Origin of the sequence: Streptomyces aurantiogriseus, assembly GCF_014649375.1 — a bacterium.
Lineage (GTDB): Bacteria > Actinomycetota > Actinomycetes > Streptomycetales > Streptomycetaceae > Streptomyces > Streptomyces aurantiogriseus.
Map to the genome: position 1 here is coordinate 167,778 of NZ_BMSX01000019.1, position 20,076 is coordinate 187,853.

At 69.9% G+C, this 20,076-nt stretch carries 21 protein-coding genes; 13 read left to right on the forward strand and 8 right to left on the reverse strand.

Annotated features, from left to right (window positions below):
* Window positions 1–5: 5 nt before the first annotated feature.
* Genes IE263_RS34005 through IE263_RS34015 form a run of 3 tightly spaced genes read left to right on the forward strand, consistent with a single transcriptional unit; the run spans window position 6 to window position 2,838 of the window.
* Complete coding sequence (locus IE263_RS34005; protein WP_189941810.1) at window positions 6–965, forward strand: carbohydrate ABC transporter permease; 960 nt, start codon at window positions 6–8, stop codon at window positions 963–965.
* A complete protein-coding gene (locus IE263_RS34010; protein WP_189941812.1) occupies window positions 962–1,852 on the forward strand; it encodes a carbohydrate ABC transporter permease in 891 nt (296 codons plus the stop codon). The genes IE263_RS34005 and IE263_RS34010 overlap by 4 nt, the downstream gene beginning before the upstream one ends.
* Entirely contained in the window at window positions 1,849–2,838 is a 990-nt protein-coding gene (locus tag IE263_RS34015) for a zinc-dependent alcohol dehydrogenase family protein (protein ID WP_189941814.1), read from the forward strand. The genes IE263_RS34010 and IE263_RS34015 overlap by 4 nt, the downstream gene beginning before the upstream one ends.
* A gap of 80 nt (window positions 2,839–2,918) precedes the next feature.
* On the opposite strand, the gene IE263_RS34020 is transcribed toward IE263_RS34015, so the two are convergent.
* A complete protein-coding gene (locus IE263_RS34020; protein WP_189941816.1) occupies window positions 2,919–3,896 on the reverse strand; it encodes a GNAT family N-acetyltransferase in 978 nt (325 codons plus the stop codon).
* The gene (locus IE263_RS34025; protein ID WP_189941817.1) at window positions 3,893–4,495 is read right to left on the reverse strand and encodes a TetR/AcrR family transcriptional regulator; all 603 of its coding nucleotides are present in this window, start codon (window positions 4,493–4,495) and stop codon (window positions 3,893–3,895) included. The genes IE263_RS34020 and IE263_RS34025 overlap by 4 nt, the downstream gene beginning before the upstream one ends.
* A gap of 151 nt (window positions 4,496–4,646) precedes the next feature.
* Here IE263_RS34025 and IE263_RS34030 point away from each other — a divergent pair, with 151 nt between their 5' ends.
* Entirely contained in the window at window positions 4,647–4,931 is a 285-nt protein-coding gene (locus IE263_RS34030; protein ID WP_189941819.1) for a hypothetical protein, read from the forward strand.
* A 52-nt stretch (window positions 4,932–4,983) separates the two neighbouring features.
* Here the strand turns inward: IE263_RS34030 and IE263_RS34035 are convergent, their stop codons facing one another.
* The 3 genes from IE263_RS34035 to IE263_RS34045 all read right to left on the reverse strand — a co-directional run bounded on the left by IE263_RS34035 (window position 4,984) and on the right by IE263_RS34045 (window position 6,779).
* Window positions 4,984–5,415, reverse strand: coding sequence for an SRPBCC family protein (locus IE263_RS34035; RefSeq protein ID WP_189941821.1), 432 nt, complete (start codon window positions 5,413–5,415; stop codon window positions 4,984–4,986).
* A gap of 82 nt (window positions 5,416–5,497) precedes the next feature.
* On the reverse strand, window positions 5,498–6,247 hold the full coding sequence (locus IE263_RS34040; RefSeq protein ID WP_189941822.1) for a PP2C family protein-serine/threonine phosphatase: 750 nt from the start codon (window positions 6,245–6,247) through the stop codon (window positions 5,498–5,500).
* Window positions 6,248–6,404: 157 nt separating this feature from the next.
* A complete protein-coding gene (locus tag IE263_RS34045) occupies window positions 6,405–6,779 on the reverse strand; it encodes a VOC family protein (protein ID WP_189941824.1) in 375 nt (124 codons plus the stop codon).
* A gap of 163 nt (window positions 6,780–6,942) precedes the next feature.
* Here IE263_RS34045 and IE263_RS34050 point away from each other — a divergent pair, with 163 nt between their 5' ends.
* The 6 genes from IE263_RS34050 to IE263_RS34075 all read left to right on the forward strand — a co-directional run bounded on the left by IE263_RS34050 (window position 6,943) and on the right by IE263_RS34075 (window position 13,481).
* A complete protein-coding gene (locus tag IE263_RS34050; protein ID WP_189941826.1) occupies window positions 6,943–8,082 on the forward strand; it encodes an acyltransferase family protein in 1,140 nt (379 codons plus the stop codon).
* Between the two features lie 294 nt (window positions 8,083–8,376).
* The gene (locus tag IE263_RS34055) at window positions 8,377–9,429 is read left to right on the forward strand and encodes a polyamine ABC transporter substrate-binding protein (RefSeq protein ID WP_229911318.1); all 1,053 of its coding nucleotides are present in this window, start codon (window positions 8,377–8,379) and stop codon (window positions 9,427–9,429) included.
* Window positions 9,429–10,310, forward strand: coding sequence for an ABC transporter permease (locus IE263_RS34060; protein WP_189941830.1), 882 nt, complete (start codon window positions 9,429–9,431; stop codon window positions 10,308–10,310). The genes IE263_RS34055 and IE263_RS34060 overlap by 1 nt, the downstream gene beginning before the upstream one ends.
* Window positions 10,310–11,077, forward strand: a complete 768-nt coding sequence (locus IE263_RS34065) for an ABC transporter permease (protein ID WP_189941832.1) — start codon at window positions 10,310–10,312, stop codon at window positions 11,075–11,077. Before IE263_RS34060 ends, IE263_RS34065 begins: the two co-directional genes overlap by 1 nt.
* Window positions 11,074–12,201 carry an ABC transporter ATP-binding protein gene (locus tag IE263_RS34070; RefSeq protein WP_229911319.1) on the forward strand — a complete coding sequence of 376 codons (1,128 nt, stop codon included), beginning with the start codon at window positions 11,074–11,076 and terminating at the stop codon, window positions 12,199–12,201. The genes IE263_RS34065 and IE263_RS34070 overlap by 4 nt, the downstream gene beginning before the upstream one ends.
* On the forward strand, window positions 12,189–13,481 hold the full coding sequence (locus IE263_RS34075; protein ID WP_189941834.1) for a glycosyltransferase: 1,293 nt from the start codon (window positions 12,189–12,191) through the stop codon (window positions 13,479–13,481). Before IE263_RS34070 ends, IE263_RS34075 begins: the two co-directional genes overlap by 13 nt.
* Before the next feature lie 42 nt (window positions 13,482–13,523).
* Here the strand turns inward: IE263_RS34075 and xynA are convergent, their stop codons facing one another.
* Window positions 13,524–14,216: an endo-1,4-beta-xylanase XynA gene (gene xynA / locus IE263_RS34080; RefSeq protein ID WP_189941836.1), complete on the reverse strand. Its 693-nt coding sequence runs from the start codon at window positions 14,214–14,216 to the stop codon at window positions 13,524–13,526.
* Between the two features lie 314 nt (window positions 14,217–14,530).
* Here xynA and IE263_RS34085 point away from each other — a divergent pair, with 314 nt between their 5' ends.
* From IE263_RS34085 to IE263_RS34095, 3 genes are all read left to right on the forward strand, one after another.
* On the forward strand, window positions 14,531–16,378 hold the full coding sequence (locus IE263_RS34085; protein ID WP_189941838.1) for a peroxidase family protein: 1,848 nt from the start codon (window positions 14,531–14,533) through the stop codon (window positions 16,376–16,378).
* A gap of 136 nt (window positions 16,379–16,514) precedes the next feature.
* Complete coding sequence (locus IE263_RS34090; protein ID WP_189941913.1) at window positions 16,515–16,769, forward strand: EF-hand domain-containing protein; 255 nt, start codon at window positions 16,515–16,517, stop codon at window positions 16,767–16,769.
* Between the two features lie 108 nt (window positions 16,770–16,877).
* On the forward strand, window positions 16,878–18,356 hold the full coding sequence (locus tag IE263_RS34095) for a glutamate-cysteine ligase family protein (RefSeq protein WP_189941840.1): 1,479 nt from the start codon (window positions 16,878–16,880) through the stop codon (window positions 18,354–18,356).
* A gap of 77 nt (window positions 18,357–18,433) precedes the next feature.
* On the opposite strand, the gene IE263_RS34100 is transcribed toward IE263_RS34095, so the two are convergent.
* Entirely contained in the window at window positions 18,434–18,682 is a 249-nt protein-coding gene (locus tag IE263_RS34100) for a hypothetical protein (RefSeq protein WP_189941842.1), read from the reverse strand.
* Window positions 18,679–20,013: a S8 family peptidase gene (locus IE263_RS34105; protein WP_189941844.1), complete on the reverse strand. Its 1,335-nt coding sequence runs from the start codon at window positions 20,011–20,013 to the stop codon at window positions 18,679–18,681. The genes IE263_RS34100 and IE263_RS34105 overlap by 4 nt, the downstream gene beginning before the upstream one ends.
* Between the last annotated feature and the right edge of the window lie 63 nt (window positions 20,014–20,076).

Sequence of the window (20,076 nt, forward strand, 5' to 3'; positions counted from 1 at the left end):
CATTCATGACCACGCTCACCGCTGCTCCCAAGACAGCACCACCACCCGCCCGTACCCGGAAGTCCTCGGGCATCGACAAGGGGCGCCGCCGCATCCCGCTGCTGCCGGCGCTGGTCTTCACCATCGTCGTCACGCAGCTGCCCTTCGTGGCCACGCTCGTCATCTCCACCTTCCAGTGGAACATCCTGCGGCCGGGCGAGAAGCACTTCGTCGGCCTGTCCAACTTCACGTTCGTCTTCACCGACGAGCGGCTGCGCACAGCGGTGCTCAACACCGTCGTCCTCACCGCGTCGGTGGTGCTCCTCAGCGTGGTCCTCGGCCTCGGTCTGGCCATGCTGCTCGACCGCCGCTTCGCCGGCCGCGGGCTCGCGCGGACGATGCTCATCGCGCCGTTCCTCGTCATGCCGGTCGCGGCGGCGCTGTTGTGGAAGCACGCGATCTACAACCCCGACTACGGGCTGCTCAACGGCACTCTCAACGCCGTCTACCGCTTCTTCGGCGCGGCCAACGGCCCCACCATCGACTGGGTGTCGTCGTATCCCATGCCCGCCGTCGTCATCTCGCTGGTGTGGCAGTGGACCCCGTTCATGATGCTGATCCTCCTGGCCGGCCTGCAGGCACAGCCCGGTGACGTCCTGGAGGCGGCCCGCGTCGACGGGGCGTCCGCCATGGCCACCTTCCGCCACATCACCTTGCCGCACCTGCGCCAGTACATCGAGCTGGGCATCCTGCTCGGCACGATCTACGTCGTGCAGACCTTCGACGCGGTCTACACCATCACCCAGGGCGGCCCCGGCTCCCAGACCACCAACCTGCCCTACGAGATCTACCTGACCATGTTCCGCAAGTACGAGTACGGCCAGGCAGCCGCCGCCGGTGTCGTCGTCGTCCTCGGCTCGATCGTGATCGCGACCTTCGCGCTGCGCACCATCGCGTCGCTGTTCCGCGAGGAGGTGTCCCGATGAGCACTCACACAGCAACCGACGCCGCGCCCGGCGCGAGGCTCAAAAAACTCATCCACCGCCACGACGACCCCGGGGGCGCACCCCGGCTGTCGCCCCTGTGGACCTTCGTCGCCTGGCTCGCCACACTGGCGTTCTTCGCGCCGGTGGCCTGGATGGTGCTCACCTCCTTCCACCAGGAAGCCGACGCGGCGACCAACCCACCCACCCCCTTCGTCCCGCTCACCTTCGACCAGTACAAGCTGCTGTTCAGCCGGGACATCACCCCCTTCCTCCTCAACTCAGCCATGGCCAGCGTGATTTCGACGCTGCTGGTGCTCGCCCTGGCCGTACCGGCGGCCTACGCGCTGTCCATCAAGCCGGTCGAGAAATGGACCGACGTGATGTTCTTCTTCCTGTCCACCAAGTTCCTCCCCGCCATCGCGGCCCTGCTGCCCGTGTACCTGATCGTCAAGGACGCCGGGATGCTGGACAACGTATGGACGCTGATCATCCTCTACACCGCCATGAACCTGCCGATCGCGGTGTGGATGATGCGCTCGTTCCTCGCCGAGGTCCCCAAGGAGATCCTGGAAGCCGCCGAAGTCGACGGCGCCAACCTGCCCACCGTGCTGTGGCGCATCGTCGCACCGGTCGCCATGCCCGGACTCGCCGCCACCTCGCTGATCTGCTTCATCTTCAGCTGGAACGAGTTCATGTTCGCCGTCAACCTCACCGCCACCCAGGCCTCCACCGCACCGGTCTTCCTCGTCGGCTTCATCACCAGCGAAGGCCTCTTCCTCGCCCGGCTCTGCGCCGCCGCCACCTTGGTCTCCCTGCCCGTCCTCATCGCCGGTTTCGCCGCCCAGGACAAACTGGTCCGGGGCCTGTCCCTAGGAGCAGTCAAGTGAAAGCCGCTGTCATCGAAGCCCCTGGCAAGGTCACCGTCACCACGGTGCCCGACCCCACTCCCGGGCCGCGCGAGGTCGTGGTCGATGTGGCGGCCTGCGGGCTGTGCGGGACCGATCTGCACATCCTGCAGGGCGAGTTCGCACCGACCCTGCCGGTCGTGCCGGGCCATGAGTTCGCCGGGGAGGTCGTGGGCCTCGGCAGCGAGGTCACCGAACTCGCGATCGGCGACCGGGTCGCCGTGGACCCCTCGCTGTACTGCAACGAGTGCCGCTACTGCCGCCTCGGCCGCAACAACCTCTGCGACCGGTGGCAGGCGATCGGAGTGACCGTGGCGGGTGGCGCCGCCGAGTACGCCGTGGCGCCCGTCGCCAACTGCGTACGGCTGCCGGACCATGTGGACGTCCAGGACGCGGCCCTGATCGAGCCGCTGTCCTGCGCCGTGCGCGGCTACGACGTGCTCAACAGCAGGCTCGGCTCCCATGTGCTGATCTACGGCAGCGGGACGATGGGCCTGATGATGCTGGAGCTGGCCAAGCGCACCGGTGCCGCCTCGGTCGATGTCGTCGACGTCAACCCGGAGCGGCTGGCGACGGCCGAGAAGCTGGGCTGTTCACAAGCGGCGCTCTCGGCCGAGGAGTTGGGGCGGCCTGCTGGCTGGGACGTGGTGGTCGACGCGACCGGCAACGCCGCCGCCATCCAGGACGGACTGGAACGGGTCGCCAAGGCCGGAACGTTCCTTCAGTTCGGTGTCTCCGACTACGCGACGACGGCCGCCATCTCGCCGTACCGCATCTACAACCAGGAGATCACCATCACCGGCTCCATGGCGGTGCTGCACAGCTACGAGCGCGCGGCGGAGCTGTTCGCCACCGGGGTGCTCGATCCCCAGGTGTTCATCAGCCACCGGCTGCCGCTGACGGAGTACCCGCAGGCACTGGAGCAGTTCGCCGCCGGCCAGGGACGCAAGATCGTCGTACTGCCCTGACCTCCGCTCCGTCCAACTGGGGGAGCGTCTCTGTGCCCCTGGCCGCCGACATCGGCCAGGGGCACAGGTGCCTTCAGAACTCATCGCCCGGCGGACGGGGCGGCGGTTGCGCCGCCGTCGTCCGCCGGGCGGTCCGTGCGGGCTGCGGCGCGCGCGTGGAGGTCGCGTCGCCACGCCGCTTCGTCGGCGAGTGCCCCGGTGGCACGGTAGTGGTGGACCTGCGGCGCTTCGGGCAGGGCCGCGGCGGCCTCGGCGACCGGTACCGGGCGGAAGCCGAGCCGGGTCCAGAACGCTCCCGCGCCGGTGGAGAACAGGTAGGCCGTACAGGCTCCTCGGGCGGAGGCGTCCGCGAGGACGTGCTCCACCAGGCGTCGCGCCGCTCCGCAACCGCGCAGGTCGGGGCGGACCGCGACGCTGCGCAGCAGCAGGTGGTCGCCCTGGCCTTCCAGTCCCAGGGCCACGGCGGGGCCATTGGTGTCCCGGGTGATCCAGTACCGCGTGCCGGTAGCGAGCACACCGTGGGACGAGAGGCCCTGGCCGGCGAGGAACGCTGTCAGTTCGTCCCCGTCCTGCTCCGCCCGGGCCCGCGTGGGCGGCGCGAGCGGTTTGGCGTAGCAGCGGCTGAGCGTCTTGTGCTCGTAGGGCGGGTAGTTGGGGATCGGCCGGTAGCCGGCACGGGTGTACAGCGCGATGGCTTCGGGCTGGTGGATGCCCGTCTCGAGGCGGATCTCGGTGTGGCCGAGAGCGGCTGCGGTGCGTTCCGCCTCGGCCAGGAGGCGGGCGGCGATGCCGCGGCCGCGGGCCTCGGGGGCGACGTACATGCGCTTGAGTTCGGCCGCGGTGGCGGGGGCGGGGAAGGGCTGCAGGGCGCAGCAGCCGACCGGGCGGTCGTCGGTCTCGGCGAGCAGGAAGCGGATGGCGGGGTGGAGGTGGGCGCCGCCGGCGCAGGGCTCGTCGGGGTAGCGGGCGGCGAGGTCGTCGTCGAGGGCGCGGACCAGCCGCCGGATTCTCGGGTCGTCGGCCGTGGCGGTGGTGATGGCGAGGTCGTGGGTGGTCACAGGCTGCGGTTCCCTTCGAGGATCAGGTCCAGTTGCAGCTCCAGCACGCGTCGCTGGAGGTCCGGCGGATAGGCGCCGGGATCGGTGACGGCGTTCAGGGCCAGGCCGTCCAGGCAGGCGACCAGGGCGCGCACCCGGCCCTCCAGGTCCTGGGGCTCGGGTTCACCGGGCACGGCGGCGCGGACCAGCGCGGTCAGCCGCCGTACCCAGGAGGCGTGGCTGACGAAGTGCTCGCGCAGGAGCTCCGGGTCGGTGCGGGTGGCCAGCTGGAAGTACGACCACACGACGGCCTCCAGGTGCCGTTCCTCGTCCAGTGGCAGCGCCTGTTCGGCGACGGCGTACAGGCGGTCACGCGGGCTTTCGTCCCGCACGGGCAGCGCGTCGATGCGGTCCGCCATGCGACGGTGCATGACGGACCGGGCGTGTGCGAGGAGCGCCTTCTTGTCGCGGAAGTAGTGGGTGACCATGCCGGTCGTGCACCCGGCGGCGGCGGCGACCGCCCGCAGCGTCAGCCCCTCCAGTCCGCTCTCGCACACCACCCGCCATACGGCGCTGGAGATCTCGGAGCGGCGTTGGGCGTGGTCGACCTGTCGCGGCATGAGGGTCCTCGTTTCGCATAACGCATGTTGCGCAACAGATGTTATGCGATGGGGGCCGCCTGGACCAGCTCGGCGACCTGACGTCCGGCCCGGCTGACCGAGGGCTCCGGATGATCAACGGCTCGAGGCCCCGGCCGCCTACTGTGGAGGCATGGGCGAAATCATCGTCGTGTACGAACTCGACAAGCCGATGGCCAAGCGCTCCTCCTCAGGGACACCGGCCGGTGAGGGACGCACCGTCCGCAGAGTGCACGCAGCGCCCTCCGCCCCGGGGGCGCCCGCCACGACGGGACCGCGGACTCTCTGCGGCAAGGACACCTTCGCCATGGAGACGGCCTCCCGGAAGCCCTCCGAGGAGGACCCGGGTGCACCCTGGTATCCCGCGGAGTACGCAGCCGTGGTCTGCCCCGACTGCCATGCCGTGATCGAGACCTGACGGTCGTAGCCACTGCCTCACACGGCCGCAGCGAACACCTTTCTTCTACCGCTCAACGCCCTTGTTCCACGCACTCCTTGAAATGCTGCAGATCGCTGCGGACGAGCCGTTCGATCGCGTTCGCCTGGGCGAATCCCTTCGGCCCGCCGAAGGTCTCCCTGACCGTGTTGGGGTCGTACTCGAGCCGTGCCTGGACCCGGGTGTTGTTCTGGTCGATCGGCTGTAGCGAGAAGGAACCCAGTAGTTCGGGGGCGCCCGTGGTGTGCCACTCCATCACGCGCTCCCCCCTGCGGTCGGAGACCTCGGCCTCCAACTCCCGGACCCGGCCGCCGGCTTCGACGTCCAGACGCGTTCGGCCCCCCGCCTCCGTACGGGCCTCGCGCACTCCTTCCACGAAGCGCGGATAGTCCCCCACCCGGTGAAGGCCGGCCCAGGCCTCGTCGATCGGAACTCCGACGTCGACGTGTTCTTCGAGGGTGCTCATGGTCCACCTCCATGCTCGGCTCACGATGCATGGCCTTGTACGTCCAGTGTGCGCGCTTCGCTGCGACCACGAGGCCGAAGACCTACTCGTCTCCGACGCGGACGACCGCCAGCGTGATGTTGTCGGGGCCGCCCGCCTCGATGGCGGCCTTCCACAGCTCGAAGGCCGCCCGGCCGTCGTCGTGCTCCCGCATCACCGCGTCGAGTACGTCCGTCGTCACCGGGTCGGTCAGACCATCGGTGCAGATCAGGTAGCAGTCGTCGGAGGACAGCGAGGCGGCCGTCACATGAGGGCGTATGGGCCGGTAGCCGGGCACACCGCCCAGGCACTGGGTGACGAGGGACGTGGTGCGCTCCCCGGGCCGGAGCGGGGGGCTGTCGTCCACGCTCACCTGGCGCAGCCCGTCGCGGGAGGTCGCGTACACCCGGCTGTCACCCACGTTGAACACCAGCAAAGAGCCGGACTGTACGACGACGCCGGCCAGGGTCGTCCCCATGGTCGCCAGCTCGCCTCCCTCGTCGCCGCCGGCTGCCTCGTACACGGCGCGGTTGCAGGCGTGCAGGGCGTCACGGACAGCGTCCTCGCTGCTCAGGGAAGGGCCCCTCGACGCAAGCCAGCGGGCGGCGAGGGCGCTGGCCACGTCGCCGCCGGGCTGTCCGCCGAGCCCGTCGGCGACGGCGACGGCGAGGGGCGTCCCGAGCGGGAAGACCAGGGTCTGCGGATTCTCGGTCACGGTGGCGCACAGGGTCCACGGTCCGACGACGAGGCTGTCCTCGTTCCGCTCGCGCAGCAGCCCCGGATGGCTCAGCGCACTCACAGCGACGTACCGCACGCAAGGCCACCGCCCTCCCGCACCGGGGCACCGGGCTCACCCCCCGGAGATCGGGCTCCTTGTCCAAGTCTAAGTCGCTCCCAGGGCGGCGGCAGGGCGGCGGCCAGCCACCTGGGAGGGCCCGATCCACTCGGTGGAACGGGCCCTCGCGGACCGCTCACGCGGATTCCTGAAGGACGGAGAGTATGTTCCCGGCGGGATCGGTGAACCACGCGATCAGCGGGCCGCCGCCGCGGAAGATGCCCTTGTCGTCCGCCTCGAGGTGGTCGTAGCGCTCGAAGCGCACGCCCCTCCTGGTCAGTTCGTCGACCGCCGCCTCGATGTCGTCCACGGGGAAGTTGAGAATCGTGTACGTCGCCGGGGTGTGGTCGGGCTTGGGGTAGACCAGGATGTCCCGGTCACCTGTGATGTGCAGGGTCAGGAGACCGTTCTGTTCGGACACCCGCAGTCCGAGCGTCTCGCCGTAGAACTTCCTGGCCGCGTCGATGTCGTCGACCGAGAAGCCGCTGAAGGCCTTCGTCGTAGTGAACATGATCGCCTCCCGGGCGTGGTTCCTTACCTTGAGGACCGGGTGGGAGCCGGAAACTCATCGGTCGGCCCACCGCATCCGCCGGCCCGCCTCGGTGATCAAGGTCGGTGTTATCCTCTCGGGTCGCAACGTGGCGCAGGAAGCGTCCGACGGTGAAGGATCTTCATTGACCTCCATACCGGGTGCCGGGCGTGACCGGCTGCCCTCGCTGACGGGGCTGCGCTTCTGGGCGGCACTGCTCGTCGTCCTCTACCACCTCTCCCGTCAGGTCGGGGCCGTTCCCGGACTCAGCGAGACGGTCTGGTACGGCCGCAGCGGTGTGACGTTCTTCTTCGTGCTGTCGGGGGTCGTGCTCGCCTGGACCTACGACGGCGCGCGGGTGCCCGCAGGGGTCTTCCTGTGGCGGCGCTTCGCGCGGATCTGGCCGCTGCTCGCCTTCAGCGTCGGGCTGTCGGTCGCCGTGTGGGCGGTGATGGATCGCGCCGTGTCGCTGAAGGCGGTGGCCGCGACCCTGCTGCTGGTGCACGCCTGGTTTCCGCAGCCGGTCATGTTCACCGGGGGCAACCCGGCGGCCTGGTCGCTCAGCGACGAGGCCTGGTTCTATCTGACCTTCCCCGCACTGCTGGCGCTGCTCGCGGGCCGGCGCGCCCGGGTGTGGGCGTGGACGGCCGTCGCGGTCACGTGCGCCGCACTCGTGCTGTGGCCCGCCCTGTCCGGTCTGACGCCCACCACCCGCAACTGGGCGCTCGACTATCTGCCACTGACCCGTCTCCTGCAGTTCGTGCTGGGTGTGGTGGCCGGGCTCGCGCTCAAGCACGGCTGGCGGCCTCCCGTGAGCCTGCCGGTGGCCGCCGGGCTCGTCATCGGCTGGCACCTGGTGCTGATCCCCTGGCACGAGGCGGTGCCGGACGCGCTCTGGTACAGCCCCTACAACGCCTCGCAGTGGCTGTCGGCACCCCTGTTCGCCGCCCTGATCTGCGCCGCCGCCCGGGCCGACCTCGACGGGCGGCGCACCGGCCTGGGCGGGCCGTGGATGCTCCGGCTGGGGCACTGGTCGTTCGCCTGGTACCTCATCCACGAGATCGTGATCCGCGCCGCCGTCTTCCACTGGGGCAAGCCCGCTCCGGGCAGCGCCACGCTCATGTTCTGGGCGGGCGTCCTGGTGGTCAGCCTGGCCGCAGCGGGCGCCGCCTACCACTGGGTGGAGCATCCCGCCGAGCGATGGCTGCGAGGCCTTCCGGGCCGCTCCCCCGCGAACCACGCCCGTCCGCCCGCCGAGACCGACCGGACGACGACCAGCCGATGAGGGCGTCGGGATGACCTGTCCCCGCGACCGCGACCGGCGGGCGCGGGGCCACGTCACCGGCGGCGAGCGAGGCGGCCGTCGGCATGATCCGGCGGTCTTGCCCGGTATTCGTTCACGGTGCAACACTTCGGACCGCTGCCTGCCCGCGAACCTGTCGGTGCACCAGGCACTGCCCCGCACAACCGGCTGATGTCGAACAGCGAGGGAGTGGGTGTGTCACACACGCGAAGACCGTTACGTACTCGAAGGTTCAGGCGGGGTCCCGGCGCCGCGGCTGCGGTCGTCCTCGCCCTGGTGCTCGCCGGCTGCGGCGGTGGCGGTGAGTCGGCGGGCGGTGGCTCTGCCGCCCCCGCGAAGCTCGACCCCGAGGCGGATCTGAGCAAGCAGCGGCTCACGGTGTCGAACTGGGACGGCTACATGCCGGAGGACCTGCCCGCCCGGTTCAGGACCGCCGTCGGCACGCCCGTCACGGTGACGAAGCACGCGACCAACGAAGAGATCGTCGCCAGGCTGACCGCCGCCTCCGGCAGCGGTGTCGACGTGGCCTTCGTGTCGGGACAGTACGCGCAGGCGCTCGCGGCGCAGGGACTGCTCGAGCCCATCCACCGCGAGTTGGTCCCCAACCTCAAGAACCTCGATCCGCTGGCGTCCCGGCTCGCTCACGACAAGGGCAACGCGTACTCCGTCCCTTACACCTGGGGCACCACCGGGCTCTGCTACCGCAAGGACCTCACCGGCTTCACCCCCGACAGCTGGAACGATCTGCTCAAGCCGCGGGACGGGCTGAAGAAGAAGATCACCATGCTGAAGACCGAGCGGTGGCTCTTCCTCCCGGCGCAGAAGGTGCTCGGCTACTCGGTCAACACGACTGACGGTCAACAGCTCGCGCAGGTCAAGGAGTTGCTGCTGAGCGCCAAGAAGGGGCTCCTCGCGTACGACGACACCACGTTCGGGGACCGGCTCAGGTCCGGGGAGGCCGCGTTGGCGGAGGCCTGGGACGGCTGGTGCCCGACCGACGACGAGCGGATCGGGTTCGTCGTGCCCAAGGAGGGCAGCGACCTGTGGGCCGACACGATGGTCGTCCTGAAGTCGTCGAAGAACAAGGAGGCGGCGCACGCCTTCATCAACTACGTCCTCGACGCGAAGGTGCACTCCTGGGTCGCCTCGAACATCTTCTACAAGGTCCCCAACCCCGCGGCCATGGCGGAGCTCGATCCCGCTCTGCTGAAGCGGTATCCGGCCCTCGCCATGACGGCTGAGGAACTGCTCGAGGGCGAGTCCGTCGTCGACCTCGGGAGCGCCTCGGCGGACTACACGCGGATCGTCACGGAAGTCACCGCGGGCTGATGAGCGGCGGTCGGCTGAAGGCGGGCCCGGCGGTGCGTGCGCGCGCCCGCCTGGCTCTGATCGGTCCCGGCTTCTCGTATCTGGTCGTCCTGCTGGTACTGCCGCTGGCCCTCGTGATCGGCTACAGCGTCTTCCAGCGGGGCCGGTTCGGCGGGATCGCGTACGAGGACGGGGTGACGGGTGACAACTTCGCGAGGCTCGCCGATCCCCTGTACGCGGGCGTCCTCACCGACTCGCTGCGGATCGCGGGCCTCACCACCGTGCTGGCGCTCGCTCTCGGCTACCCGACGGCGTACGCGATCACCCGGCTGCCGGCCCGGTGGCGTACGGTCGCTCTGGTCCTGGTCGTGCTGCCGTTCTGGACCAACTTCCTGATCCGCACCTATGCCTGGATCGTGCTGCTGTCCAGCGAAGGCGTGGTGAACAGCGCACTCACCGGCATCGGGGTGATCGACCGGCCACTGGAGCTCCTGTACACCGACACGGCCGTGGTCGTCGGGCTGCTCTACGCCTATCTGCCGCTGATGGTGCTGCCGCTGTACTCGGCGATCGAGCGGGTCGACCCGCGGCTGCTGGAGGCCTCGGCGGATCTGGGCGCGCGTCCGGTCCGTACGTTTCTGAGCGTGACGCTTCCGCTGACCCTGCCCGGTGTGCTGACCGGCTGCGTCTTCGTCTTCGTGCCCAGCCTCGGCAACTTCGTGGTGCCCGAACTGCTGGGCGGCGGGCGCACGGTGATGGTGGGCAACCTGATCAGGGATCAGTTCCTGAGCGCACGGGACTGGCCGTTCGGCTCGGTGCTGGCGCTCGCCCTCATGGCGTTCCTGGTGCTGCTGCTCATGGCGCAGGCCTGGGCGGGGCAGCGGCTGGGGGGTCGTCGCTGATGCGCCGGCTGGGGGCTCTTCCGCTGTGGCTGACGTACGTGTTCCTCTACACGCCTGTCGTCGTGCTCGTGGTGATGTCGTTCAACCGGTCCGAAAGCCCTTATGAGTGGGGCGGGTTCGGGACGGGCTGGTACGGCACGCTGGTGCGCGACGACGAGGTGCTGCGGGGCCTGGGCAACACGGTGATCGTGGCCGCTGGGGCCACTGCTCTGTCCACCGTCCTCGGCACGCTGCTCGCCGTGGGCCTGGCCCGCCACGCGAGCCGGTCACGGGTGTTGCACGCCCTGTCGGTGATGCCGGCCGTGCTGCCGGACATCGTGCTGGCGATCGGTCTGCTGGCCTTCTACTCGCTGATATCGGCGACTCTCGGCCTGCACTCGGTCCTGCTCGCGCACACCGTGTTCGGCCTGGCCTTCGTCACGGCCGTCGTGCGCGCCCGGATCGCGCACGTCGACCCGTCGTTGGAGGAGGCCTCACGCGACCTCGGCGCGGGCGAGATCACGACGTTCCTCCGGGTGACCCTGCCGACCCTCGCCCCCGGGATCGTGGCGGGCGCGCTGCTGGTGTTCACGCTCTCACTCGACGAGTTCGTCATCGCCTTCTTCACCGCGGGGCCCCAGGATCCCACCCTGCCGATCGTCGTCTACTCGATGATCAGGTTCGGGGTGACCCCGGAGATCAACGCGCTGGCGACCCTTCTGCTGGCGGTCAGCTTCACCGTGGTGATCGCCGCGCAGCGGATGAGCCGGCTCACGGAGGCGCTGTGAGTCCGAAGCCGGCCCTGGTACGGATCAGGGGTGTGAGCCGCAGGTTCCGGGACACCGTGGCCCTGGACGGGGTCGACCTGGACATCGCGGCGGGCGAGTTCTTCGCGCTGCTCGGCCCCAGCGGCTGCGGGAAGACGACGCTGCTGCGTGTCCTCGCCGGCCTGGAGCATCCGGACAGCGGCACGGTCACCCTCGACGGGCGGGACCTGCTGAGCGTGCCCGCACACCGGCGGCCGGTCAACCTGATGTTCCAGTCGTACGCCCTGTTCCCGCACATGAGCGTGGAGCGGAACATCGCGTACGGGCTGGCGCGGGAGCGGTTGCCCCGGGCCGAGATCCGCGAACGGGTGGCGGCGGTGCTCGCCACCGTCGGGCTCGGCACGGAGGCCCGGCGTATGCCGCACCAGTTGTCCGGCGGGCAGCGGCAGCGGGTCGCGCTGGCCCGCGCGATCGTCAAGCGGCCCCGGCTGCTGCTGCTCGACGAGCCGCTGTCGGCGCTGGACAAGAACGTCCGCGCGGAGATGCAGCTCGAGTTGAAGCGGCTCCAGCACGAGGCCGGCATCACCTTCCTCGTCGTCACGCACGACCAGGAGGAGGCGATGTCGCTCGCCGACCGGATCGCCGTTCTGGACCGGGGGCGGGTCCTGCAGGTCGACACCCCCGTCGGGCTGTACCGGCGTCCGCGGGGCAGATTCGTCGCCGGCTTCGTCGGCTCCAACAACCTCTTCCGCGGGCGGCTGCGGGCCTCCGGCGGGCTGGAGGTGCCGGGGGTCGGTGTCCTGCCGGCTCCCGTCGGCGCGGAGGCGGGAGCGACGGCGGGGGCTGCGATCGTCGCCGTACGCCCGGAAGGTGTCCGGCTCGCCGCCGCGGACGCGCACGGCACGGTGGGTGCGGAGGCAGTGCTGTCCGGGACGGTCCTGGACGTCAGCTTTCACGGCGGCTCCTCACGGATCGCGGTCACGGTCGCCGGACTGGAGACTCCGGTCCTGGTCACCACGTCGGGTCCGGCCACGGTGACCGCGGGCGCCCGCGTCACGCTGTCCTGGGATGCGGACAGCGCGGTCCTGATCGAGACGGAAGAGACGACCCGGAAGGTGGGTGGAGAGACCCCGTGCGACCCCTGACGATCCTCTTCGCGCCGGAGAGCGCGTACGGTCCGACGAACAACTGCGTCGGCATCGGCGATGTCCTGCGCCGCCGGGGACACCGCGTGGTGTTCGCGGCCGAGGCGTCCTGGAAGGGCCGACTCGCCGCGCTCGGTTTCGAGGAGGATCTGGTCGATCTGGCGCCACCGCCCGAACAGCCCCAGGACGCGGGCCAGTTCTGGAAGGACTTCATACGGGACACGGCCCCGGAGTTCAGGAAGCCGACGATCGAGCAGCTGGGGACCTGGATCAAGCCGGTCTGGGAGGAGCTGATCTCCGGCGCCCGGTACTGCGAGCCACAGCTGAAGAAGATCATCGACCGGGTCCGGCCGGATGTGATCGTCGAGGACAACGTCGTCTGTTTCCCCGCGCTCACCACGGCGGGCGTTCCCTTCGTCCGGATCGTCTCCTGCAATCCGCTGGAGGTGAAGGGCGAGCACATCCCCCCGCCCTTCTCCGGCTACCCGGCCGACGACCGCACCGGCTGGGCCGAGTTCCGCGCCGAGTACGACCGCACGCACCGCGACACATGGGCCGCCTTCAACACCTGGGTGACGGAACAGGGCGCACGGCCGCTGCCCGACCTGGAGTTCATCCACGAGGGCGACCTCAACCTGTACGTCTGTCCCGAGATCGCCGACTACACCGACGCGCGCCCGCTGGGTCCCGCCTGGGACCGGCTGGACTCCTCGGTGCGGGAGACCGACGAGGAGTTCGCCCTGCCCGCGGAGCTCGCCGACCCTCCGGGCGGTACGGACGGCAGCGCGCTGATCTACTTCAGCCTCGGCTCGCTCGGCTCCGCCGACGTCGACCTCATGCGCAGGGTCATCGCCTCGCTGGCACGCACCCCGCACCGCTACATCGTCTCCAAAGGCCCGCTGCACGAGGAGATCGAGCTCCCGCCCGGCATGTGGGGTGCGGAGTTCCTGCCGCAGACGCGGATCCTCCCGCTGGTCGACCTCGTCATCACGCACGGCGGGAACAACACGACCACCGAGTGCTTCCACTTCGGCAAGCCGATGATCCTGCTCCCGCTGTTCTGGGACCAGTACGACAACGCCCAGCGTGTGGCCGAGCTCGGCTACGGCGTCCGGCTCGACCCGTACCGCTTCACCGATGACCAACTGCACGGCGCCCTGGCGAAGTTGCTCGGTGACACCGAGTTGCGCGCCACCCTGGCCAAGGCCTCGGAGACCATCCGCGCCCGCGACGGGCTTCGTAGGGCCGCGGACCTGATCGAGCGGGCTGCGGCGGGCTGAAGCCTGCTGGTCGCAGGTGCTTGCGTCGGTGGGCGCCTGGGCTCAGCCGCTCACCGTGAGGGTGGAGTTCCCGCTGCTCCGGTAGCCCTCCGTCGCGAGGATCATGTAGTAGCGGAAGCTGCCCAGTGTCATTCCGGCGCGGGACCAGGCGTCGAAGTGGTTGCCGGTGGTGATGCTTCCGCCGGTCCTCTTCGCCCGCCGGACGCTCCAGTACTGGTTGAAGGTGCGCGTGCCTTCGACGGAGGGGGCGTTGTACCGCGTCGTCTGGTAGATGTCGTACGTGCCGCCGTCGCTGGTCACGGCTCCCTTGTACGTTCCCGTGGGCCGGTAGGTGCCCCAGTTGTCGACGATGTAGTACTCCACGAGCGGGTTGGACGTCCATCCGTAGAGGGTGAGGTAGCCGTTGCCGGACGGGCTGAAGCTGCCCGAGTACTGCACCGTCCTTCGTCCGCCGGTGCTCCACCCCTTGCCGCAGACGAAGTTGCCGCAGTTGGTCCAGGAGGTCCGGTAACTGCCGCCGGATGCCAGGGTCATGGAGACCGAGCCGCCGCCGTCGGTCCAGAACGAGTAGTAGAAACCGTTGTTGGTGCCGGTCTGGTTCGTGGTGATGGTCGTGTCCGCGTGGGCGGTGGCCGGTAAGAGCAGTCCGGACGCGGGGGCCAGTACCAGGGCGCCGGTGCCGCCGAGGAGACTCCTGCGGCTGATCCGGCGGGCGGGGGCGTCGTCCTGGTGCATGTTTCCTCCTCGTGACGGGGGGTCCGGGCAGCGTGGGTCTGCCGGTGCGGCCAGTGTTGGAGCGGCCCGCGGGACAGTCAACAGTTTCGGCACGGTCTTCGAATGTTTCGGAACATCATTCCGGTCGCGCTGCCGGATGGGGATGGGCGAGGCGACGACCCCACCGTGGTCATGTCCTCGGGGTGCAGGTGAGCGGCGGTTCCCATAACGTGTTATTTGAGGGTTTTCAGGGGGGTTTCTTCTCCCGTACCGGTCTCGCCAACTCCGCCATGGGGAAGCCGAAGTGACGGCGGGGCTGCCCAAGGAGTATCGCGATGAGCAAGCAACGACGTGCCGCGCGGCGTTCCGCGGCCGGGTACCGTACGTCACTCCTCTGGCGGATCGTCACCCGCGGTGCCGAATTCGTCGACCGGCGCATCGGCTGGGACAGATTGCCCGTCCTTCCCGGCCTGCTGACGCTCCTCGGTCTGCGGGTGCGGCTGCGCCAGAAGAACCTTCACGACGCCGGCCGGCTGCCCTCCGTGAATCTGCCCGATCCCGCACCGCCCTCCGAGAGCCACAAGGTCAATCGGACCGCCGACGGCAGCCACAACGATCTCGACGAGCCGCGGATGGGCATGGCGGGCACCCGTTTCGGCCGGAACATCCCGCTGGACCGGATCGCCGCGACCACACCGGAGGAGGTCCTGTCCCGACCGAACCCGCGGGAGGTCAGCCGCGCCCTGCTCACCCGTGACGGGCTGACTGCGGCCGAGTCGGTCAACTCCCTGGTCGCCGCCTGGCTTCAGTTCATGGTGCGCGACTGGTTCAGCCATGGGACGAGCCCCACGGAACGGCCCTGGGAAGTGCCCCTCATGGACGACGACCCCTGGCCGGAACACCCCATGCGGATCATGCGGACACCGGACGACCCGACCCGCGACCCGAAGGCGCCCGCCGGGACGCCCGACACCCGCGTCAACGTGTCCTCCCACTGGTGGGACGCCTCACAGATCTACGGGTCGAACGAGACCGAGCAGCGGCTGATGCGCACCGGCGAGTCGGGCAAGGTGCACCTGTGGGACGACGAGCAGTCGCCGTTCCCCTCGGACCCCTCTCGCGACCCCTCGCGTGTTCCCGGGTTCTGGCTGGGGCTCGCCATGATGCAGAACCTGTTCGCACGGGAGCACAACGCGATCTGCGACCACCTGCACGGCGCCTACCCGTCGTGGAACGACGAGGAGCTGTTCCAGCGTGCCCGGCTCGTCAACGCCGCGCTCCTCGCCAAGATCCACACCGTGGAGTGGACACCGGCCGTGATCAGCCATCCGACCACCGTGACGGCACTGCGCGCCAACTGGTGGGGCCTCGCGGGCGAGCGCGTCCACCAGCTCTTCGGCCGGATCAGTAAGAGCGAGGTCATCAGCGGAATCCCCGGCGGCACCACGGACCACTACGGCGTCCCGTACGCCCTCACCGAGGAGTTCGTGGCCGTCTACCGCATGCATCCGCTCGTCCGCGACGAGTGGCATCTGCGGTCCGCCGACGACGACGCGACCCTGCGCCACTGCACCCTGCGGGACATCTCGGGGCCGGGGGCGCTGAAGGTCCTGGAGACCACCGGCATGGCCGATCTGCTCTACAGCTTCGGCACGCTCCACCCCGGACTGGTCACCCTGCACAACTTCCCCAGGTTCCTGCAGGAGTTCGAGCGTCCGGACGGGCATCTGCAGGATCTCGCCGCCACCGACATCCTGCGCTGCCGGGAGCTGGGTGTCCCCCGCTACAACGAGTTCCGGCGGCTGCTGCGGCTGAAGCCCGCGGGGAGCTTCGCGGAGCTGACGGCCAATCCGGCGTGGGCCGAGGAGATCGAGCGGCTCTACGACGGCGACATCGAGAAGGTCGACCTGATGGTCGGGCTGTACGCGGAGAAGCTGCCGGCCGGCTTCGCCTTCAGTGACACGGCGTTCCGGGTCTTCGTCCTCATGGCCTCCCGTCGGCTGAACAGCGACCGCTTCTTCACGGAGTACTACACCCCTGAGGTGTACTCCAAGGCCGGCATGGCCTGGATCGACGACAACAGCATGATCACGGTGCTGCTGCGTCACCACCCGGAGCTGCGCACGGCTCTCGCCGGGCTGACGAACGCGTTCCTGCCGTGGCACACCGCCGGGGGACGGTGAACCGGCACGGATGTGGTGCGCCCGGTTCCCCGCCCGGTGGTGCGGGAGGCGGGGAACCGGGACGGGGCGGGAGGCGTTGTCGTCCGTGAGTGAGGCGGTCCGGCCCGCCCGCCGGCCGAAGGGACGGGACGACGTGGTGAGTGACAAGGCCCGGAAGCTGTTCGAGGCGCTCGACCTCGACGAGAACGGGACGCTGACCCGCGAGGAGGTGATCATCGCCTTGCGGAGGAAGGGGCCGTCGCTGGCCGCGTCGGGGATTCTGCCGTTCTGGGGTGTGGGGGACGTGGACGCCTCGTCCGCGCTGTTCGACGCCGCCGACCAGAACGGGGACGCGGTCCTGACCTTGGAGGAGTTCGCGGCGGTCGTGGACCGCCGTTTCGGCTGGCGCTGACACCGGACCGGCGCAGCGGCCCGCTGTCACCGGGGCGGTCCTCCGTCCCGCCTGGTCAGGGGCGGCCGGCGGTGCGACGCTGGAGTGGAGAGGAATCCGGGAGGACCGATGGGACGGGACGTCCCGGCACTGGTCTTCACCCGCGAGGACCGCCGCCGGTACCGGAGCAAGATGCAGGAGTGCCTCGACGCGTTCGCCCAGATGCTGCGCGAGGCACGGTTCGAGTCCGAGCGGCCCCGGGTGGGGCTGGAGATCGAGCTGAACCTGGTCGACGACGAGGCCGAGCCGGCGATGCGCAACACCGATGTGCTCGAAGCCATCGCTGATCCCGCCTGGTCCACCGAGCTGGGCCGGTTCAACCTCGAGATCAACGTTCCGCCCCGCCGGCTGACGGAGGGCGGCCCCGACGACTGGGAGTCCGAGATCCGCGCCGCGCTGAACCACGCCGAGCAGCGCGCCGGTTCGGTCGGCGCGCATCTGATCACGATCGGCACCCTGCCCACGCTGCAGCAGGAGGACGTCGGCGAGGCGACACTGTCGGAGAACCCGCGCTACCGGCTGCTCAACGATCAGGTCTTCGCGGCGCGGGGCGAGGATCTGCTGATCGAGGTGGACGGCGTCGACCGGCTGCGGACCTACGCGGACACGATCACTCCGGAGGCCGCGTGCACCAGTACGCAGTTCCACCTCCAGGTGTCCCCGGAGGAGTTCGCCGGCTACTGGAACGCGGCGCAGGCGATCGCCGGGGTCCAGGTCGGGCTGGCGGCCAACGCGCCGTTCCTGTTCGGCAAGGAGCTGTGGCACGAAACCCGTGTCCCGCTGTTCGAGCAGGCCACCGACACCCGCCCGCAGGAGATCAAGGTGCAGGGGGTACGGCCCCGGGTGTGGTTCGGAGAGCGGTGGATCAACAGCGTCTTCGACCTCTTCGAGGAGAACCTGCGCTACTTCCCGGCCCTGCTGCCCCTGTGCGACGAGCAGGACCCCGCGGAGACGCTGGACCGGGGCGACATCCCCGAACTGGCCGAACTCACCCTGCACAACGGCACCATCTACCGCTGGAACCGCCCGGTCTACGCCGTCACCCACGAAAAGCCGCATGTGCGCGTGGAGAACCGTGTGCTGCCCGCCGGCCCGACCGTGGCCGACACCCTCGCCAACGGCGCCTTCTACTACGGGCTCACCCGCGCCCTGGTGGAGGAGGAGCGGCCGGTGTGGTCACGGATGTCCTTCTCGGCCGCCGAGGACAACCTGCACGCGGCGGCGCGGCACGGCATCGAGGCACGGCTGTACTGGCCCGGGATGGGCGAGGTGCCGGTGCCCGAACTCGTCCTGCGGCGTCTGCTGCCCCTGGCGCACCGGGGGCTGGAGCACTCCGGCATGGACGAGGCCTGGCGGGAGCCGCTGCTCGGCATCATCGAGCAGCGGTGCGTCACCGGCCGCAACGGAGCGGTCTGGCAGAAGGAGATGTTCCACCACCTGGTCACCTCCCTGCACTCCGGCCGCCACGAGGCCCTGCGGCGCATGACGCTGCTGTACATCGACTACATGCATCTCAACGCCCCCGTCCACACGTGGCCGGTCGACTGACGGAACGGTGTCCGCTCAGGCCGGAACCTGGGCGGACACCGGTGGCGACGCCGGCGTGGGCGCCGGACTCGACGCGCTCACTGGATCGGGGAGTCGGGTGGGGGGAGCCGGATGATGCGCTCCCGGTCGACGGATTCGACGCCGTCGACCGCTTCCAGGGCCGGTATGCGGTCCTCCGCGACGGTGCCGGAGAGCGTGCCGAGGATCGGCTGCTCGGACGTGACCGTCAGCCCGGCCCGCCGCAGGGCCTCGACGACGTCCGCGAACCGGTCGGGGTCGACCGCGAGGATGACCCCGACCGGCTCGGCGTGGGACGACTCGCTCACGGGGCCTGGAGCAGGCCCGCGCCGACGTCCCTGACGGGGTGCGCCAGCGGGAACGCACCCGACTTGAGACTGGCCATGAGATCGACCGCGGAGGCGTTGGGGTTCGCCTGGGAGAGCAGGGCGAGGACACCCGCGACGTGCGGGGTGGCCATGCTGGTACCGCTCAGCTCCTGGTACCCGCCGTCAGGGGCAGCCGAGCGCACCTGCCAGCCGGGCGCGGCGATGTTGACCTCGCCGCCCTGGGCGTTGATGCCGCCGTTGGAGAAGAACGCCGGCGCGATGGCCTTCTCGAGCGCTCCCACCGCCAGGATGGAGGGACAGTTGGCGGGCCTGCTGACGGGCTCGATGTCCTGGGGCCGGCTGCTGTCGTTGCCGGCGGCGGCGACGATCACCGTCCCGCGCTCGAGCGCGCGCTTGGCCAGAATCTCGTACGTCTGCGGGAAGAGCTCACCCTTGCGGACCCGGGCACCGAGCGACATGGAGATCACCCGCGCGCCGCGGGCGACGGCCCAGGCGATGGCGGCCAGGATGTTGCCGTCGGTGCCGGTGCCCGAGTTGCTCAGCACCTTCCCGGCGAGGATCCGGGCGTCGCACGCCACACCGTAACGGGGCCCCTGCTGGGGGTTGGCCGGGCCCGCGACGGTGCCGATGCAGTGCGTGCCGTGGCCGTTGCCGTCCTCGACGGACTCGCCGAGCACGAAGGACATCGTCTCCTCGATGCATCCGACGAGGTCCGGGTGGTCGGTGTCCACGCCGGTGTCGAGGACGGCGACCTTCACACCGCGTCCGGTGAGGTTGGTCCGGTTGACGCGTATCGCCTGCAGACCCCAGGTCCAGCGCTCTTCGTCCCAGGCCGGGCCCTGGGCGGCGGCCATCTCGGCCCTGGAGTGGCGGGCGACCACGTCCTCGTCGCTGCGGTAGGCCGGGTAGAACTCGGTCGGCGGTGCCTGCGGGGCGGTGATCGGCATGGCGTACACCATGCGCTCCGGCTCCGCCGCGATGATCGATGATTCCGCCTCGGCCGTGGTCACCAGCGAGTGGCGCCGGTCGGGCCGTACTTCGACGACGGCGGCGGCGAGCTCCTCGAAGTGCACCGAGACGTCGGGGCGCTCGAGGAGTTCGGCCACGTTCGCCGTCTCGGTTCCGCGGACACGTTCGACGGACGCGATGTCGGCGGAGGAACGCAGGGCGTTCAGTCCGCTCTCCTGGTTACCCGGGTCGAGCAGGACCACGTACCGACCGGTGTACTCGGAGCCGCGGGCCGTGACATGCCCGTTGGGTCGTTCGGGCTGCTCGCCGAAGGCGCGCCTGTCCATGGGTCCGTTCGCCATTGATTTTCCCGCTTTCTGTGGGCTTCCCCCGGTTCGTGGACACACGCCGACTCGCCGAACGGC

What these genes read in the sequence shown, in the direction of transcription:
- IE263_RS34005 (WP_189941810.1), top strand. Translation starts at nt 6, where the DNA reads ATGACCACGCTCACCGCTGCTCCCAAGACAGCACCACCACCCGCCCGT.
- IE263_RS34010 (WP_189941812.1), top strand. Translation starts at nt 962, where the DNA reads ATGAGCACTCACACAGCAACCGACGCCGCGCCCGGCGCGAGGCTCAAA.
- IE263_RS34025 (WP_189941817.1), bottom strand. Translation starts at nt 4,495, where the DNA reads ATGCCGCGACAGGTCGACCACGCCCAACGCCGCTCCGAGATCTCCAGC.
- IE263_RS34030 (WP_189941819.1), top strand. Translation starts at nt 4,647, where the DNA reads ATGGGCGAAATCATCGTCGTGTACGAACTCGACAAGCCGATGGCCAAG.
- IE263_RS34035 (WP_189941821.1), bottom strand. Translation starts at nt 5,415, where the DNA reads ATGAGCACCCTCGAAGAACACGTCGACGTCGGAGTTCCGATCGACGAG.
- IE263_RS34045 (WP_189941824.1), bottom strand. Translation starts at nt 6,779, where the DNA reads ATGTTCACTACGACGAAGGCCTTCAGCGGCTTCTCGGTCGACGACATC.
- IE263_RS34060 (WP_189941830.1), top strand. Translation starts at nt 9,429, where the DNA reads ATGAGCGGCGGTCGGCTGAAGGCGGGCCCGGCGGTGCGTGCGCGCGCC.
- IE263_RS34065 (WP_189941832.1), top strand. Translation starts at nt 10,310, where the DNA reads ATGCGCCGGCTGGGGGCTCTTCCGCTGTGGCTGACGTACGTGTTCCTC.
- xynA (WP_189941836.1), bottom strand. Translation starts at nt 14,216, where the DNA reads ATGCACCAGGACGACGCCCCCGCCCGCCGGATCAGCCGCAGGAGTCTC.
- IE263_RS34085 (WP_189941838.1), top strand. Translation starts at nt 14,531, where the DNA reads ATGAGCAAGCAACGACGTGCCGCGCGGCGTTCCGCGGCCGGGTACCGT.
- IE263_RS34095 (WP_189941840.1), top strand. Translation starts at nt 16,878, where the DNA reads ATGGGACGGGACGTCCCGGCACTGGTCTTCACCCGCGAGGACCGCCGC.
- IE263_RS34105 (WP_189941844.1), bottom strand. Translation starts at nt 20,013, where the DNA reads ATGGCGAACGGACCCATGGACAGGCGCGCCTTCGGCGAGCAGCCCGAA.